This window comes from Amycolatopsis methanolica 239 (genome assembly GCF_000739085.1).
GTDB classification, from domain to species: Bacteria; Actinomycetota; Actinomycetes; order Mycobacteriales; family Pseudonocardiaceae; genus Amycolatopsis_E; species Amycolatopsis_E methanolica.
This window is the reverse complement of the sequence record NZ_CP009110.1, coordinates 846352-863183: the sequence shown is the minus strand read 5'-3', so window position 1 is coordinate 863183 and position 16832 is coordinate 846352. Positions and strand designations below refer to the sequence as shown.

The window sequence follows — 16832 nt, the reverse complement described above, 5'->3', positions numbered from 1 at the left end:
CCCCCGCCCCCGGTCCACAGCCGATCTTTAGTCGCCGACCGGCCGTGTCGAGGTGCTCTTTCCCGCCTTGACACGGCTGCTCGGCGACTAAACACAATCGGGGAGAGGGGCGGGGGTGGTCGAAAGGTGACCTATTGGCGCAGTGAGGCGCTTTCCGCGCGAAGGCGCGGGGTGGTTCATCCAGCTTGGGTTGGGGCACGGCCGTGGCAGGCCGCTGGGAAGATGGCTCCATGACCGAACAAGATGTGGCGTCGGCTGCTGCCGCCACCATCGCGGAGCGCACCGGGTTCGCCAAGCACGACATCGCGGTAGTGCTGGGCTCCGGGTGGCGTCCCGCGGCGGACGTGATCGGCGAGCCCGAGGCGGAGATCCCGCTCGGCGAGCTGCCCGGCTTCGAGACCCCGACCGCCGTCGGGCACGGTGGCACCGTCCGCTCCGTGGACGTGGACGGCAAGCGCACCCTGGTGCTCCTCGGCCGCACCCACCTGTACGAGGGCAAGGGCGTGGGCCGCGTGGTGCACAACGTCCGGACCGCCGCCGCCGCGGGCGTGAAGTCGGTTCTCCTCACCAACGCCGCCGGCGGGTTGCGGGGCGACTACCAGGTCGGCCAGCCCGTGCTGATCTGCGACCACCTCAACATGACCGCGACCTCCCCCATCACCGGCGCGAACTTCGTCGACCTCGTCGACCTGTACTCGCACCGCCTGCGGGACCTCGCGCGTGAGATCGACCCGAGCCTCACCGAGGGCGTTTACGCGGGCCTGCCCGGGCCCCACTTCGAGACCCCCGCCGAGATCCGCATGCTGCGCACGCTCGGCGCCGACCTGGTCGGCATGTCGACCGTCCTCGAAGCGATCGCCGCCCGTGCCGCCGGCGTCGAGGTGTTCGGGCTGTCCCTGGTCACCAACCTGGCCGCGGGCATGACCGGTGAGCCGTTGAGCCACCAGGAAGTCCTGGAGGCCGGACGCGCGTCGGCCGAGAAGATGGGCACCCTGCTGCGCCGGCTCGTCGCGCGCGCATGAGCCGCCTCACCCCCGAACTCCGCGACCGCGCGATGCGCTGGATCGCCGACGACGTGGACGCGGCCGCGCGGCAGGAGTTGCAGGCCGTGCTCGCCGCTGCGATGAACGGCGCCCCCGATGCGGTGACCGACCTCGACGACCGGATGGCCGGTCCGCTCGAGTTCGGCACCGCCGGGTTGCGCGGCCCCGTCCGGGCCGGACCGAACGGCATGAACACCGCCGTCGTCGTCCGGACCACGGCCGGGGTGGCGACGTGGCTGACCGCGCACGGCAAGGCCGGCGGGATCGTCGTCGTCGGCCGGGACGCCCGGCACGGCTCGGAGGAGTTCGCGACCGCGGCCGCCGAGGTGCTGCACGCGGCCGGGTTCGACGTCCGGGTCCTGCCGCGCCCCCTGCCGACCCCGCTGGTGGCGTTCGCGACGAAGCACCTCGGCGCGGCCGCGGGCATCCAGATCACCGCGTCGCACAACCCGCCTGCCGACAACGGCTACAAGCTGTACGACGACGTCGCGATCCAGATCGTGCCGCCCGCCGACGCCGAGATCGAGGCCGCGATCGCCGCGGCCCCCGGCGCGATCAGCGTGCCCCGCAAACCGGGGGCGACCGTGCTCGGCGACGAGATCCTCGACGAGTACCTGTACCGCGTGTCGCAGGTCCCGCGGTCGCCGCACCGCGGGCTGCGGGTCGCCGCGACCGCCCTGCACGGGGTCGGCGCCGAGGTCCTGCGCGAGGCGCTGTCCCGGGCGGGGTTCGCGGACGTGCACCTCGTGGCCGAGCAGTCGGCCCCGGACGCGGACTTCCCGACGGTGTCCTTCCCCAACCCGGAAGAGCCGGGCGCGACGGATCTGCTGCTCGCGCTGGCCGCGGAGGTCGACGCCGACCTCGCCATCGCCCTGGACCCGGACGCGGACCGCTGCGCTGTCGGCGTGCCGGACGCGACCGGTCAGTGGCGGATGCTCCGCGGGGACGAAACGGGAGTCCTGCTCGGCGACTACGTCCTGTCGACGACGAGCAACCCGGACCCGTTGGTGGCGACGACGATCGTGTCGGCCGCGATGCTGGGCGACATCGCCCGGGCCCACGGCGCCCGGTATGCGGAGACGCTGACGGGCTTCAAGTGGCTGACCCGGTCCGGCGATGGGCTGGTGTTCGCCTATGAGGAGGCGCTGGGGCTGTGTGTGAACCCGGACTTCGTGCGGGACAAGGACGGCATCGCCGCGGCGACCCTCGCGTGCGACGTGGCCGCGAAGCTGAAGGCCGAGGGCCGGTCGCTGCTCGACGAGCTGGACCGGCTGGCCGTCGCGCACGGGGTGTACGTGACGGACCAGGTGTCGTTGCGGGTGACGGATCTGTCGGTCCGCGGGCAGCTCATGGCACGCCTGAGGAAGTCGCCGCCGGCGGAGCTGGCCGGGGCGGCCGTCGAGGTGGAGGACCTGTTGCCGCAGACGGATGCGTTGCGCATCGCCGGCGGTGGGTCGCGGGTGGTGATCCGCCCGTCGGGCACCGAGCCGAAGTTGAAGTGCTACCTGCAGGTGACGCGGCCGGTGCCGGATGAGGCGGCTCTGGCTGAGGTGCGCGTGGATGCGACGTCGACGATGGCGGCGTTGCGCGCCGACGTGGAGGCTCTGCTGGCTTGACCGTCCGGTGCTGCCCCCTGGTCAGGGACAGCACTGCACCGCAAAAAGCTCGAGGCCCCGGGAGAACCTTTGACGGTTCTCAACCGGGGCCTCGAGTATCAAGTTGTGTTCGGCGGTGTCCTACTCTCCCACACCCGCGGGGGTGCAGTACCATCGGCGCTGGCAGGCTTAGCTTCCGGGTTCGGAATGGGACCGGGCGTTTCCCTACCGCCATAACCACCGAAACTCTCCGAAACAACACCAGAGATGTTCCAACTGGTGTGGTGTTTCAGAGTTGCAGAGCGGATGCGTAGCAGCTTTGTGGGCAAGTCCTCGGCCTATTAGTACCAGTCCACTCAAAAACACATTACTGTGCGTCCATGTCTGGCCTATCAACCCAATCGTCTCTTGGGGGCCTTAACCCACAAAGGGGTGGGAGACCTCATCTAGGAACAGGCTTCCCGCTTAGATGCCTTCAGCGGTTATCCCTTCCGAACGTAGCTAACCAGCCATGCCACTGGCGTGACAACTGGCATACCAGAGGTTCGTCCGTCCCGGTCCTCTCGTACTAGGGACAGCCTTCCTCAAGTCTCCTACGCGCGCGGCGGATAGGGACCGAACTGTCTCACGACGTTCTAAACCCAGCTCGCGTGCCGCTTTAATGGGCGAACAGCCCAACCCTTGGGACCTACTCCGGCCCCAGGATGCGACGAGCCGACATCGAGGTGCCAAACCATGCCGTCGATATGGACTCTTGGGCAAGATCAGCCTGTTATCCCCGGGGTACCTTTTATCCGTTGAGCGACATCCCTTCCACCAGGAGATGCCGGATCACTAGTCCCTGCTTTCGCACCTGCTCGACCCGTCAGTCTCACAGTCAAGCTCCCTTGTGCACTTACACTCAACACCTGATTGCCAACCAGGCTGAGGGAACCTTTGGGCGCCTCCGTTACCTTTTAGGAGGCAACCGCCCCAGTTAAACTACCCACCAGGCACTGTCCCTGAACCCGATCAGGGCCCTAGGTTAGATTCCCAATCCGACCAGAGTGGTATTTCAACAACGACTCCACGAGAACTAGCGTCCCCGCTTCACAGTCTCCCACCTATCCTACACAAGCCGAACCGAAAACCAATACCAAGCTATAGTAAAGGTCCCGGGGTCTTTCCGTCCTGCCGCGCGTAACGAGCATCTTTACTCGTAGTGCAATTTCACCGGGCCTGTGGTTGAGACAGCCGGAAAGTCGTTACGCCATTCGTGCAGGTCGGAACTTACCCGACAAGGAATTTCGCTACCTTAGGATGGTTATAGTTACCACCGCCGTTTACTGGCGCTTAAATTCTCAGCTTCGCCCCCAAAGGGAGCTAACCGGTCCTCTTAACGTTCCAGCACCGGGCAGGCGTCAGTCCATATACCTCGTCTTACGACTTCGCATGGACCTGTGTTTTTAGTAAACAGTCGCTTTCCGCTGGTCTCTGCGGCCAACTCACCCTAGCCCGCAAAGGGCTTCAAGTGCTTTGGCCCCCCTTCTCCCGAAGTTACGGGGGCATTTTGCCGAGTTCCTTAACCACAGTTCACCCGACCGCCTTAGTATTCTCTACCTGACCACCTGTGTCGGTTTGGGGTACGGGCCGCACATGTTCTCGCTAGAGGCTTTTCTCGGCAGCAGAGGATCACCCTACTTCGCCTCAACGGCTACGCATCACGTCTCACCCTCAACGGGACACGGATTTGCCTATGTCCCAGGCTACACGCTTACACCAGTACAACCACTCACTGGCGGAGCTACCTTCCTGCGTCACCCCATCGCTTGACTACTACACACTCAGGTCCCGCGCGTCCCCGATCAACTCCGAAGAGCCTCACAGTTCAGGGCGGTTAGTATCATGCGCCTCATCATGGGCGAACATACGCGGGTACGGGAATATCAACCCGTTGTCCATCGACTACGCCTGTCGGCCTCGCCTTAGGTCCCGACTTACCCTGGGCAGATTAACTTGACCCAGGAACCCTTGGTCATCCGGCGGCAGAGTTTCTCACTCTGCATTCGCTACTCATGCCTGCATTCTCACTCCCACACCCTCCACGACTCGCTTCCACGGCCGCTTCCCTGGATGCAGGACGCTCCCCTACCCAACAACACCACTAGATAATCACCCGAAGATGAAAACCGATGTAATGTGTTATTGACACGGCTTCGGCGGTGTACTTCAGCCCCGCTACATTATCGGCGCAGGACCACTTGACCAGTGAGCTATTACGCACTCTTTCAAGGGTGGCTGCTTCTAAGCCAACCTCCTGGTTGTCTCAGCGACCCCACATCCTTTCCCACTAAGCACACACTTAGGGGCCTTAGCCGGTGTTCTGGGCTGTTTCCCTCTCGACGACGAAGCTTATCCCCCGCCGTCTCACTGCCGCACTCTCACGTGATGGTATTCGGAGTTTGGTTGACTTCGGTAACCCGGTAAGGCCCCTAGGCCATCCAGTAGCTCTACCCCCACCACGAAACATGCGACGCTGCACCTAAATGCATTTCGGGGAGAACCAGCTATCACGGAGTTTGATTGGCCTTTCACCCCTACCCACAACTCATCCCCCAGGTTTTCAACCCTGGTGGGTTCGGCCCTCCACGAGGTCTTACCCTCGCTTCAGCCTGGCCATGGGTAGATCACTCCGCTTCGGGTCTAGACCACGCGACTCACACGCCCTATTCAGACTCGCTTTCGCTACGGCTACCCCACACGGGTTAACCTCGCCACGCAGCACTAACTCGCAGGCTCATTCTTCAAAAGGCACGCCATCACCATCACAAAGATGGCCCTGACGGCTTGTAGGCACACGGTTTCAGGTACTCTTTCACTCCCCTCCCGGGGTACTTTTCATCTTTCCCTCACGGTACTCGTCCGCTATCGGTCACCAGGAAGTATTTAGGCTTACCGAGTGGTCCCGGCAGATTCACAGCAAATTCCACGAGCTCGCTGCTACTCGGGAACACCACCACACCACACCAACACAGCTTTCGCGTACGGGACTCTCACCCACTCCGGTCCACCATCCCAGGCGGTTCCACTAGCCATGCAGCATCGTGCCAGGAGTGTCAGCTCCTGGAAGGCAGGTCCCACAACCCCGCACACACAACCCCTGACAGGTATCACATGCGCACGGTTTAGCCTCCTCCGCTTTCGCTCGCCACTACTCACGGAATCACTAGTGTTTTCTCTTCCTACGGGTACTGAGATGTTTCACTTCCCCGCGTTCCCCCCACGTACCCTATATATTCAGGTACGGGTAACACCTCATAACAGGTGCTGGGTTTCCCCATTCGGACACCCTCGGATCACAGCTCGGTTGACAGCTCCCCGAGGCTTATCGCAGCCTCCCACGTCCTTCATCGGCTCCTGATGCCAAGACATCCACCATGTGCCCTTAACAACTTGACCACAAAGATGCTCGCATCCACTCTGCAATTCTCAAACACCACACCCAGAAACAACACACCGTGTTGCCTCAGGACCCAACAGCGTACCAACAAGCACCCACCAGCGGACTTCGCTCCAGTCGTTCCACGCCGTTACCGACAGTACTAAACCAGAACCTCCATCCCCCGATGAGCATCAGCCAGCCGTCCACAATTCCTTGAGCGTCTGAGCAGCACCACACTCGGGCACTAGACTCAGCCACTCCATCCCCAAGGGATGGAAGTGAATTGCTCCTTAGAAAGGAGGTGATCCAGCCGCACCTTCCGGTACGGCTACCTTGTTACGACTTCGTCCCAATCGCCAGTCCCACCTTCGACCACTCCCTCCCACAAGGGGTTGGGCCATGGGCTTCGGGTGTTACCGACTTTCATGACGTGACGGGCGGTGTGTACAAGGCCCGGGAACGTATTCACCGCAGCGTTGCTGATCTGCGATTACTAGCGACTCCGACTTCACGCAGTCGAGTTGCAGACTGCGATCCGAACTGAGACCGGCTTTAAGGGATTCGCTCCACCTCACGGTATCGCAGCCCTCTGTACCAGCCATTGTAGCATGTGTGAAGCCCTGGACATAAGGGGCATGATGACTTGACGTCATCCCCACCTTCCTCCGAGTTGACCCCGGCAGTCTCCCGCGAGTCCCCGCCATTACGCGCTGGCAACACAGGACAAGGGTTGCGCTCGTTGCGGGACTTAACCCAACATCTCACGACACGAGCTGACGACAGCCATGCACCACCTGCACACCGGCCACAAGGGGGCCGACATCTCTGCCGGTTTCCAGTGCATGTCAAGCCCAGGTAAGGTTCTTCGCGTTGCATCGAATTAATCCACATGCTCCGCCGCTTGTGCGGGCCCCCGTCAATTCCTTTGAGTTTTAGCCTTGCGGCCGTACTCCCCAGGCGGGGCGCTTAATGCGTTAGCTACGGCACGGACAACGTGGAAGTCGCCCACACCTAGCGCCCAACGTTTACAGCGTGGACTACCAGGGTATCTAATCCTGTTCGCTCCCCACGCTTTCGCTCCTCAGCGTCAGTATCGGCCCAGAGACCCGCCTTCGCCACCGGTGTTCCTCCTGATATCTGCGCATTTCACCGCTACACCAGGAATTCCAGTCTCCCCTACCGAACTCAAGCCTGCCCGTATCCACTGCAGGTCCGGAGTTAAGCCCCGGATTTTCACAGCAGACGCGACAAGCCGCCTACGAGCTCTTTACGCCCAATAATTCCGGACAACGCTTGCACCCTACGTATTACCGCGGCTGCTGGCACGTAGTTAGCCGGTGCTTCTTCTCCAGGTACCGTCACTTACGCTTCGTCCCTGGCGAAAGAGGTTTACAACCCGAAGGCCGTCATCCCTCACGCGGCGTCGCTGCATCAGGCTTCCGCCCATTGTGCAATATTCCCCACTGCTGCCTCCCGTAGGAGTCTGGGCCGTGTCTCAGTCCCAGTGTGGCCGGTCACCCTCTCAGGCCGGCTACCCGTCGTCGCCTTGGTAGGCCACTACCCCACCAACAAGCTGATAGGCCGCGGGCCCATCCCGTACCGCCGAAACTTTCCACCCACCGAGATGCCTCGACAGGTCATATTCGGTATTAGACCCCGTTTCCAGGGCTTATCCCAAAGTACAGGGCAGGTTACCCACGTGTTACTCACCCGTTCGCCACTCATCCACACCCGAAGATGCTTCAGCGTTCGACTTGCATGTGTTAAGCACGCCGCCAGCGTTCGTCCTGAGCCAGGATCAAACTCTCCAACAATGTCAGAAAATCAAACCCGGCTATTCTCATAGCCTCAAAGGAACCCACAAAGGGTTCTAGCTAATCAACTGGCTTTAGCTCATCAATACACTGTTGAGTTCTCAAACAACACGCTTTGTTGTGTCACCCGACGACCCCTCCAGCGCACGAAGTCTCGCAACTCCAATTACGCTGTGGTTTCATCCGGCGGCGGTCACCCACTCTACCACCATCGGTGGGAGCTTGGTTCGTGACCCCCCGCCCGGATCCCGTTCCCTTGGGGCTTTTCTTCCCCGCCGGCCCGGTCTCCCTGGCGACGAAGAGAAGATTACATGCCCCGAAATGGGGCCCGAACAGGGGGGTCCCTTAACGGTAAAAGCGCTGATCAACTGCCCTTTGGGCCCGGGCGGCGGCCCGACGGCCCTCCGCCGGGCCGCCGCCCGGGGTTCGACGCCGCCTGGACCCCGGGCCGAGCGGCGCTCGATGTCGACGTGAAGTACGAGGTGCTGGCGTGGCACCCCCTTGGTCGCAACGCAGCCAGGCGTAGGTCCCGCGGACCGGCGAGAGCGACGTGGTGCTCATCCCCCGCCGCGGCCGGCGGGTCATCCTCTACACCGCCGCGCCCCGCAGCCCCGGCCAGGAGGTATTGCGGCTGCCCGGCACCCCGGCGCGGTTGCACCGGCGCATCGGCCACGGCACGCTCCCCAGGCGTGCCCACCTTGCTGATCGTGCACCACACGCCCTCACCGAACCTGCAGGCCATGTTCGAGGCCGTCGTCGCAGGCGCGACCACCGACGAGATCGAGGGGGTCACCGTCGTGCGGCGGGCGGCTCTCGCGGCCACCGCCACCGACGTGCTCGACGCGGACGGCTACCTGCTCGGCACCACGGCCAACCTCGGGTACATGTCGGGGGCGCTCAAGCACTTCTTCGACCAGGTCTACTACCCGTGCCTGGACTCGACGCGCGGCCGCCCGTTCGGGTGTTACGTGCACGGCGGCAGTGACGTCTCCGGGACGGTCCGCGGGATCGAGTCGATCACCACGGGCCTCGGGTGGGAGAAGGCCGCGGAGATCGTCACCGTCACCGGCGAACCGTCGAAGGCGGACCTCGAACGCTGCTGGGAGCTGGGCGCGACCGTCGCCGCGGGGCTGATGGAATAACGACGTTACGTAACACTGTTACGATCGCGGTGGAACGCTCCCAAGGAGGAAGCTCGCGATGATCGTCCTGTCCGGTTCCACCCAGCTGTTCACCGTGATCGCGCTGGTTTCGCTGCCGACGGTGATGTTCGGCGGTTACTCGCTGCTCGCCCTGCTGCGCAAGCGCAAGCTCACCGACGAGCAGCGGGCATACTTCCGCGCCGGGCACGCGCACGCCGGTGTGCTGCTCGTTCTGGCGCTGATCACCCTGCAACTCGTCGCCGCGGGCGGTCTCGGCGCCGCCGGCCAGTGGGTGGTCTGCCTCCTGCTGCTGGTCGGGATCCTCGCGCAGTCCGGCGGGATGTTCCTCAACCTGCTGCCGGGCCGGAAACCGCTCGCCCACGGCGTCACCGTCAGCGGCGCGGTGCTGCTCGCCGCCGCGATGATCACGACGGCGGTCGGTGTGGCGATGGCCTGATCAGGCCACCTGCCTCACTTGCCGACGTTGCGAGCCAGGGCCGCCGGGTAGCGCTCCCCCGCCACGGCCTCCGCGGGAACGGCCGCCTCGATGCTCCGGATGTCCGCTTCGGACAGTTCGAGCGCGGCGGCGGCCACGTTCTCCTCCAGGTACTTCCGGCGCTTCGTGCCCGGGATGGGGACGACGTCCACGCCCCGGCTCTGCACCCAGGCCAGCGCCAGCTGGCCGGCGGTCACGCCCTTCTCCGCCGCCAGCTTCCGCAGCGCCTCGACGATGCGCAGGTTCCGGTCCAGGTTGCCCTCGGCAAAGCGCGGCAGGTTGCGGCGCATGTCGTCGGACGGCAGCTCGTCCACCTTGGTGATGCTGCCGGTCAGGAACCCGCGGCCGAGCGGCGAGAACGGCACGATCCCGATGCCCAGCTCGCGGCACGCCGGCACCACCTCGTCCTCGATCCCGCGGGTCCACAGGCTCCATTCGCTCTGCAGCGCCGTCACCGGGTGGACGGCGTGCGCCCTGCGGATGGTCTCCGCGGACGCCTCGGAGATGCCAAGGTGACGGACCTTGCCCTCGGCGACCAGCTCGGACAGCGCGCCCCAGGTCTCCTCGACCGGGACGGCCGGGTCGACCCGGTGCTGGTAGTAGAGGTCGATGTGGTCGACGCCGAGGCGGCGCAGCGAGTCCTCCGCACACTGGCGGACGTAAGCCGCGTCACCGCGCACCTGCTGCCCCTCGGCGCCGAGGACGATGCCGAACTTCGTGGCCAGCACGACCTGATCCCGCTTGCCCGCGATCGCGCGGCCGACCAGCTCCTCGTTGGCCCCCGCGCCGTACACGTCGGCGGTGTCCAGCAGCGTCACGCCCAGCTCCAGCGCGCGGTGGATCGTCGCGATCGACTCCGCGTCGTCACCGCGCACCCCGTAGGCCTGGCTCATGCCCATGCAGCCAAGGCCCTGCGCGCCGACCTCCAGCTCGCCGAGCTTCCTCGTGCCGATCACGCGGAGATCTCCTCCCGGACCACGCTGACGGCGCCCGGGACACGGGCGCAGATGCGGTCGTAGTTCTCGATCTTGTAGTTCAGGACGTCCATGCAGGCCTGGAGTTCGGCGATGCGCTCGGCGACGGACCGGCGCTGTTCGAGCAGGATCGCGCGGCGGCGGCCGGCGCTGGCGTCACCGGCGGCGCGCAGCTGCGCGTACTCCCGCATCATCTTGATCGGCATGCCCGTGGTGCGGAGCTTGGTGAGGAACTCCAGCCACGCGAGGTCGGCGTCGGAGTAGGCCCGCCTGCCCGCGGTGTCCCTGGCGGGCGGGTCGAGGAGTTTGATGCGCTCGTAGTAGCGGAGGGTGTCGATCGACAGCCCGCTGCGACGTGCGGCTTCCGCTATCGAGTAGCTCATGCTGCCGACACTACGACCTGGAGTGCACTCCAGGTCAACTCCGGAACGAGGGGAACGATAACGGTGTCGCGATAGCCTTGGGGCATGCCGCGACCCCGGACCCACGACGAAGCACTCCGGCTGAAACTGCTCGACCGGGCCGGTGAGCTGCTGTCGGCGGACGGGCCGAAAGCGCTCAGCCTGCGCAAGCTCGCCGCCGACGTGGGCACTTCGACCACCGCGGTGTACTCGCTGTTCGGCGGCAAACCCGAGCTGGTCAACGCCGTCTACCTGGAGGGGTTCCGGCGGTTCGGGGCGCGGTTGCGGGGCATCTCGCGCTCCGGCGACCCGGTGGAGGACTTCGTGCGGCTCGGGCTGGCCTACCGGGAGAGCGCGCTGGCCGACCCGCACCTGTACTCGATCATGTTCACCAAGGCCCTGCCCGGGTTCGAGCCGGGCGCGGAGGCGACGCGGACCGCGCGGGACTCGCTCGCGCCGCTGGTCGACACCGTGCGCGCGGCGATCTCCGCCGGAGTGTTCCGGGCGGTCGCGCCCGAGGTGATCGCGGTCAGCGCGTGGGGCATCGTGCACGGGCTGGTGTCGCTGGAGCTGAACGGGAACCTGCCGAGGGACTTAGACGTGGTCGCGTCCTACGAGGCGGCGCTGCGCGCTCACGCCGACGGGTGGCGCTTGACCCAGGTCAGGGAGTAGCGGCGGAGGAGGCGCCGCCGGTAGCGCACGCCGGGCATGAGGCGCCGGGCCGCGTCGCTGACCTCGCGGTAGCTCATCGCCGGTTTGGCGGTCGGCACGCCTGCCGGGACGCTCGCCCGGCGCAGCACCTTGGTGATCCGCACGACCAGGGTGGCCGCGGCCCAGATCGCGCAGTCCGCCAAGGTCGCCTCGCGCGCCAGGCCGACGACGAGCGTGCCGCCCGGCCGCAGCAGGTCCCGCATGCGGGCCAGCGCCGGCTCGAACGCCATGTGGTGGATCGCGGTGACGAGCAGACGAAGTCGTAGTATCCGGTGGGGAGGCCCGCGGCGAGGAAGTCGTCCTCGACGAGCCGGGGACCGCAGGCCTGTTCGCGGGCGCGGGCGATCATTTCCGGCGAGCTGTCGATCCCGGTGACCCGCTTCGCGCTGCCCGCCGGGTTCCGCGCGAGCAGCCCGTCGCCGCAGCGGCGTCCAGCGCTTCCGCACAGCCGTCCGGCCCGGCACGCAGGATCCCCGCGTGCCGGGCGACATTGCTGTTCCAGTACGGGTCAGCGGGCACCGTATTGACGGTCACCCGCGTCGCCGAGGCCGGGGACTATGAAGCCGGAGTCGTTGAGCCGTTCGTCGACGCTCGCGGTGACCACGCGGACCGGCAGGCCGCTGTCCTGCAGGTGCTTGATCCCCTCCGGCGCGGCGAGTGCGCAGATCGCGGTGACGTCGGTGGCGCCGCGGCCGGTCAGCAGCCGGATCGTGTACTCCATCGAGCCGCCGGTGGCGAGCATCGGGTCGAGGACGAACACCGGGCGGTCGGACAGGTCGTCGGGCAGCGACTCCATGTACGGGGTCGGCTGGAGGGTCTCCTCGTCGCGCGCCAGGCCGACGAAACCCATCTGCGCCTCGGGGATCAGCTTGTGCGCCTGGTCGGCCATGCCCAGCCCGGCGCGCAGGACGGGCACCAGCAGCGGCGGGTTCGCGAGCCGGTACGCGTCGGTGCGGGCGACCGGCGTGTGGATGCGTTCGGTGCGCACCGGCGCCTCGCGGGTGGCCTCGTAGATCAGCATGACGGTCAGCTCGTGCAGGGCCGCCCGGAAGGCCGCGCTGTCCGTGCGGGCGTCACGCATGGTCGACAGCCTGGCCTTGGCCAGCGGATGATCGACGACAAGCACGTCCATGGAGCGTCACGGTAGCCGACGACGGGGGTGGATCGTCGGCGTGGAGGGAACAGTCTCCGGAAGGTGACCCGGAAGCAGGCGGACCCCGATAGGCTCGCGCGGTGGAACAGCCTGGGACCCCCGAGCGCCGGCCGATGCGGGCCTCCGACGCGGACCGGGAACGGGTCGCGCAGATCCTGCACAACGCGCTCGCCGAGGGGCGGATCACGGTGCAGGAACTGGAAGAGCGGCTCGACACCGTGTACGCCGCCAAGACGCTCGCCGAACTGGAGCCGCCGGTCGCGGACCTGCCGGGGGTGTCATCGGCCGCCGTGCAGCCCGCCGCGCCGCGGGCGCTCACCCCGGACGACCGGATCGGCGGGGTGCCCGGCTCGAAGGCCTCCGTCGCCGTCATGTCCGGCGTCACCCGCAAGGGCCCGTGGACAGTGCCGCCGGAGCACACCAGCGTCGCGTTCTGGGGCGGCGTCGAAATGGACCTGCGCAGCGCCCGGTTCAGCGAACGGCACACCACCATCACGGCCGTCGCGATCATGGGCGGCATCGACATCGTGGTGCCCGACGACATCATCGTCGAGGTCACCGGCGTCGGTTTCATGGGCGCGTTCGAGAGCCAGGACCGCGGCGGCGCGTCCACGCAGCCCCCGCCGCCGGGCGCGCCGGTCGTCAAGGTCACCGGGCTCGCGTTCTGGGGCGCGGTCACGGTCGTGCGCAAGCCGCGGAAGAGTCAGACCCCGCAACTAGACTCTGGCGGGTGAGCGCACCCACCCTGCCGGCCGCTCTCGCCGACGCCACCCGCGACGACGCGAGCCTCCGGCGCTTCCTGCACGGCCTGCCCGGTGTGGACCAGGTCGGGGTCGAAGCCCGGGCCACCGCCCTGGCCACCCGCAGCATCAAGAAGTCCAGCAAACTCTGGGCCATCGACACCGCGATCTCGATGGTCGACCTGACCACGCTCGAGGGCGCCGACACACACGGCAAGGTCCGCGCGCTGACCGCGAAGGCGCGGCGTCCCGACCCGGAGCGGCCGGACACGCCGCAGGTCGCCGCGGTGTGCGTGTACCCGGACCTCGTCGCGACGGCCGTCGACGGGCTCAAGGGCACCGGCATCGGCGTCGCGAGCGTCGCCACGGCCTTCCCGTCGGGGCGGTCGTCCCGGCAGGTGAAGCTCGCCGACGTGGCGCTGGCCGTGGAGTCCGGTGCGACCGAGGTCGACATGGTGATCGACCGGGGCGCGTTCCTCGAAGGCCGCTACGGCGAGGTGTTCGAGGACATCCAGGCCGTCAAGGCCGCCTGTGGCGACGCGCACCTGAAGGTCATCCTGGAGACCGGCGAGCTGGTCACCTACGACAACGTGCGCCGCGCCTCCTGGCTGGCCCTGCTGGCGGGCGGCGACTTCATCAAGACCTCCACCGGCAAGGTCTCCCCCGCCGCGACGCTGCCCGTCACGCACGTGATGCTGCAGGCCGTCCGCGACTGGTTCACCACCACCGGCGAACTGCGCGGCGTCAAGCCGGCAGGCGGCATCCGCACCACGAAGGACGCGATCAAGTACCTCGTCGCCGTGCACGAGGTCGCCGGCGAGCAGTGGCTCACCCCGGAGCTGTTCCGCTTCGGCGCGTCCAGCCTGCTCAACGACCTGCTGCTGCAGCGGCGCACCCAGCACGACGGCCACTACAGCGGCCCCGACTACGTGGCGGTGGACTGATGCCTGTCTTCGAGTACGCGCCCGCGCCCGAGTCGCGCGACCTGGCGAACCTCAAGCCGAGCTACCGGCCGTTCATCGACGGCGAGTTCGTCGACGGCGGCGGCGAACCGCTCAAGACCGTCAACCCGGCCACCGAGGAGGTCCTCGCCGAAGTCTCGACCGCGAGCGCCGCCGACATCGACACCGCGGTGAAGGCCGCGCGCAAGGCGTTCGAGAAGACGTGGGGCCCGATGCCGGGCAGCGAGCGCGCGAAGTACCTGTTCCGCATCGCGCGGCTGATCCAGGAACGCTCGCGTGAGCTGGCTGTGCTGGAGACGCTGGACAACGGCAAGCCGATCAAGGAGTCCCGCGACTCGGACCTGCCGCTGGTCGCCGCGCACTTCTTCTACCACGCGGGCTGGGCCGACAAGCTCGACTACGCCGGCTACGGGCCGGACCCGAAGCCGCTGGGCGTCGCCGGGCAGATCATCCCGTGGAACTTCCCGCTGCTGATGCTGGCGTGGAAGATCGCGCCCGCGCTGGCCACCGGCAACACCGTGGTGCTCAAGCCGGCCGAGACGACCCCGCTCACGGCGCTCGTGTTCGGCGAGATCTGCCAGCAGGCCGGGCTGCCGCCGGGGGTGGTGAACATCCTGCCGGGCGCCGGGGACGTCGGCGCGCGGCTGGTCGGGCACCCAGGCATCGACAAGATCGCGTTCACCGGGTCGACCGAGGTCGGCAAGCTCATCCAGCGCCAGGTCGCGGGCACGCCCAAGCGGCTCACGCTGGAGCTGGGCGGGAAGGCCGCGAACGTGGTCTTCGACGACGCGCCGCTGGACCAGGCCGTCGAGGGCATCGTCAACGGCATCTTCTTCAACCAGGGCCACGTGTGCTGCGCCGGTTCGCGCCTGCTCGCGCAGGAGTCCGTCGCCGAGGAGCTGCTGGACAAGCTGCGGCACCGGATCTCCACGCTGCGGCTGGGCGATCCGCTGGACAAGAACACCGACGTCGGCGCGATCAACTCGGCCGAGCAGCTGACCAGGATCCGCGAGCTGGCCGACTCCGGCGAGGCCGAGGGCGCGCAGCGGTGGACCAGCCCGTGCCCGGTGCCCGACCGCGGGTTCTTCTTCGCGCCCACGGTGTTCTCCGGCGTGCACCAGTCGATGCGGATCGCGCGCGAGGAGATCTTCGGGCCGGTGCTGTCGGTGCTCACGTTCCGCACGCCGGACGAGGCGGTCGCGAAGGCCAACAACACGCCCTACGGGCTTTCCGCCGGGATCTGGAGCGAGAAGGGCTCGCGGATCCTGTGGACGGCGAACCGGCTGCGCGCCGGGGTGGTCTGGGCCAACACGTTCAACCGCTTCGACCCGGCGGCGCCGTTCGGCGGCTACCAGGAGTCGGGCTTCGGCCGCGAGGGTGGCCGCACCGGTCTGGAGGGGTACCTCAGTGTCTAATCAGCCTGAGCGCATCACTGTCGCGAAGACGTACAAGCTGTTCATCGGCGGCAAGTTCCCACGCTCGGAGTCCGGCCGGGTGTACCCGGTGACCGACCGCAAGGGCAACTTCCTCGCCAACGCCGCGCACGCCTCGCGCAAGGACGTGCGGGACGCGGTGGTGGCCGCGCGCAAGGCGTTCCCCGGCTGGTCGGGCGCGACCGCCTACAACCGCGGGCAGGTGCTGTACCGGGTCGCGGAGGTGTTGGAGGGGCGCCGCGACCAGTTCGTCGCCGAGGTCGGGGCAGCCGAGGGGCTGTCCGGGCGTCGCGCCGAGACGGTCGTGGACGCCGCGATCGATCGCTGGGTCTGGTACGCGGGGTGGACGGACAAGGTGGCGAGCGTGCTGGGGGCGGCGAACCCGGTCGCCGGGCCGTACTTCTCGTTCACCGTGCCGGAGCCGACCGGGGTGGTCGGGATCCTCGCGCCGCAGAAGTCGTCGCTGCTCGGCCTGGTGAGCGTGCTGGCGCCGGCGCTGGCGACCGGCTGCACGGCGGTCGTGGTGAGCAGCGCGGAGCGGCCGCTGCCCGCGATCACGCTGTCCGAGGTGCTGGCGACGTCCGACCTGCCGGGCGGGGTGGCCAACATCCTCACCGGGCGCGCCGCGGAGCTCGGCCCGTGGCTGGCCTCCCACGGCGACGTGAACGCGCTGGACCCGACGGGCGCGGAGGACCGCGCGGAACTGGCGCGCGAGGCGGCCGGGACGGTGAAGCGCGTGCTGGCCGTGCCCGCGGAGGAGCCGGACTGGACGCAGCGACCGGACATCGCCCGGCTGCGGCGCTACCTGGAGGCGAAGACCGTCTGGCACCCGATGGGCGTTTAGCGGGGCGGGGCCGCGTGACTGCCGCCCGCGCCTCGGCGCGCGAAGGCACCGCGACCTCGCCAAGGGCATCAGAACAACGCCCTCGGCGGGGCTAGCGGTAACG

General features: G+C 67.2%; 13 protein-coding genes, 3 rRNA genes and 1 pseudogene. 9 read left to right on the top strand and 8 right to left on the bottom strand.

What is annotated here, in order from left to right:
* The first annotated feature begins 230 nt into the window (after positions 1-230).
* Complete coding sequence (locus tag AMETH_RS04255; protein WP_017986806.1) at positions 231-1022, top strand: purine-nucleoside phosphorylase; 792 nt, start codon at positions 231-233, stop codon at positions 1020-1022.
* Entirely contained in the window at positions 1019-2659 is a 1641-nt protein-coding gene (locus tag AMETH_RS04250) for a phospho-sugar mutase (RefSeq protein WP_017986805.1), read from the top strand. Before AMETH_RS04255 ends, AMETH_RS04250 begins: the two co-directional genes overlap by 4 nt.
* 107 nt (positions 2660-2766) lie before the next feature.
* On the opposite strand, the gene rrf is transcribed toward AMETH_RS04250, so the two are convergent.
* The 3 genes from rrf to AMETH_RS04235 all read right to left on the bottom strand — a co-directional run bounded on the left by rrf (position 2767) and on the right by AMETH_RS04235 (position 7873).
* Positions 2767-2883, bottom strand: a 5S ribosomal RNA gene (gene rrf / locus AMETH_RS04245).
* A 76-nt stretch (positions 2884-2959) separates the two neighbouring features.
* Positions 2960-6076: ribosomal RNA gene (locus AMETH_RS04240) — 23S ribosomal RNA — on the bottom strand.
* 277 nt (positions 6077-6353) lie between these two features.
* A 16S ribosomal RNA gene (locus AMETH_RS04235) occupies positions 6354-7873 on the bottom strand.
* Together the 16S, 23S and 5S rRNA genes form the textbook arrangement of a ribosomal RNA operon.
* 689 nt (positions 7874-8562) lie before the next feature.
* Here AMETH_RS04235 and AMETH_RS04230 point away from each other — a divergent pair.
* Together AMETH_RS04230 and AMETH_RS04225 are read left to right on the top strand one after the other, a co-directional pair.
* Positions 8563-9015: a flavodoxin family protein gene (locus AMETH_RS04230; RefSeq protein ID WP_017986804.1), complete on the top strand. Its 453-nt coding sequence runs from the start codon at positions 8563-8565 to the stop codon at positions 9013-9015.
* A 58-nt stretch (positions 9016-9073) separates the two neighbouring features.
* Positions 9074-9472, top strand: a complete 399-nt coding sequence (locus tag AMETH_RS04225) for a hypothetical protein (RefSeq protein WP_017986803.1) — start codon at positions 9074-9076, stop codon at positions 9470-9472.
* A gap of 14 nt (positions 9473-9486) precedes the next feature.
* On the opposite strand, the gene AMETH_RS04220 is transcribed toward AMETH_RS04225, so the two are convergent.
* Together AMETH_RS04220 and AMETH_RS04215 are read right to left on the bottom strand one after the other, a co-directional pair.
* Complete coding sequence (locus tag AMETH_RS04220; protein ID WP_017986802.1) at positions 9487-10467, bottom strand: aldo/keto reductase; 981 nt, start codon at positions 10465-10467, stop codon at positions 9487-9489.
* Positions 10464-10868, bottom strand: a complete 405-nt coding sequence (locus tag AMETH_RS04215; protein ID WP_017986801.1) for a MerR family transcriptional regulator — start codon at positions 10866-10868, stop codon at positions 10464-10466. The genes AMETH_RS04220 and AMETH_RS04215 overlap by 4 nt, the downstream gene beginning before the upstream one ends.
* An 84-nt stretch (positions 10869-10952) precedes the next feature.
* Between AMETH_RS04215 and AMETH_RS04210 the strand changes: the two genes are divergently transcribed.
* Positions 10953-11558 carry a TetR/AcrR family transcriptional regulator gene (locus AMETH_RS04210; protein ID WP_017986800.1) on the top strand — a complete coding sequence of 202 codons (606 nt, stop codon included), beginning with the start codon at positions 10953-10955 and terminating at the stop codon, positions 11556-11558.
* Here AMETH_RS04210 and AMETH_RS39635 read toward each other — a convergent pair.
* From AMETH_RS39635 to upp, 3 genes and pseudogenes are all read right to left on the bottom strand, one after another.
* On the bottom strand, positions 11519-11827 hold the full coding sequence (locus AMETH_RS39635) for a hypothetical protein (RefSeq protein ID WP_017986799.1): 309 nt from the start codon (positions 11825-11827) through the stop codon (positions 11519-11521). The genes AMETH_RS04210 and AMETH_RS39635 overlap by 40 nt on opposite strands.
* 50 nt (positions 11828-11877) lie before the next feature.
* Positions 11878-11964 (bottom strand): annotated as a pseudogene (locus AMETH_RS41310) (class I SAM-dependent methyltransferase); the annotation flags it as partial.
* A 141-nt stretch (positions 11965-12105) separates the two neighbouring features.
* Positions 12106-12729 carry a uracil phosphoribosyltransferase gene (gene upp, locus AMETH_RS04200; protein WP_038531865.1) on the bottom strand — a complete coding sequence of 208 codons (624 nt, stop codon included), beginning with the start codon at positions 12727-12729 and terminating at the stop codon, positions 12106-12108.
* A 134-nt stretch (positions 12730-12863) separates the two neighbouring features.
* Here upp and AMETH_RS04195 point away from each other — a divergent pair, with 134 nt between their 5' ends.
* Genes AMETH_RS04195 through AMETH_RS04180 form a run of 4 tightly spaced genes read left to right on the top strand, consistent with a single transcriptional unit; the run spans position 12864 to position 16729 of the window.
* Positions 12864-13484, top strand: coding sequence for a DUF1707 SHOCT-like domain-containing protein (locus AMETH_RS04195; RefSeq protein WP_017986797.1), 621 nt, complete (start codon positions 12864-12866; stop codon positions 13482-13484).
* Positions 13481-14434 (top strand): deoxyribose-phosphate aldolase, encoded by a 954-nt coding sequence (deoC, locus tag AMETH_RS04190; protein ID WP_017986796.1) that lies wholly within the window; start codon positions 13481-13483, stop codon positions 14432-14434. Before AMETH_RS04195 ends, deoC begins: the two co-directional genes overlap by 4 nt.
* Entirely contained in the window at positions 14434-15867 is a 1434-nt protein-coding gene (locus AMETH_RS04185; RefSeq protein ID WP_017986795.1) for an aldehyde dehydrogenase family protein, read from the top strand. Before deoC ends, AMETH_RS04185 begins: the two co-directional genes overlap by 1 nt.
* On the top strand, positions 15860-16729 hold the full coding sequence (locus AMETH_RS04180) for an aldehyde dehydrogenase family protein (protein WP_017986794.1): 870 nt from the start codon (positions 15860-15862) through the stop codon (positions 16727-16729). Before AMETH_RS04185 ends, AMETH_RS04180 begins: the two co-directional genes overlap by 8 nt.
* Positions 16730-16832 lie beyond the last annotated feature (103 nt).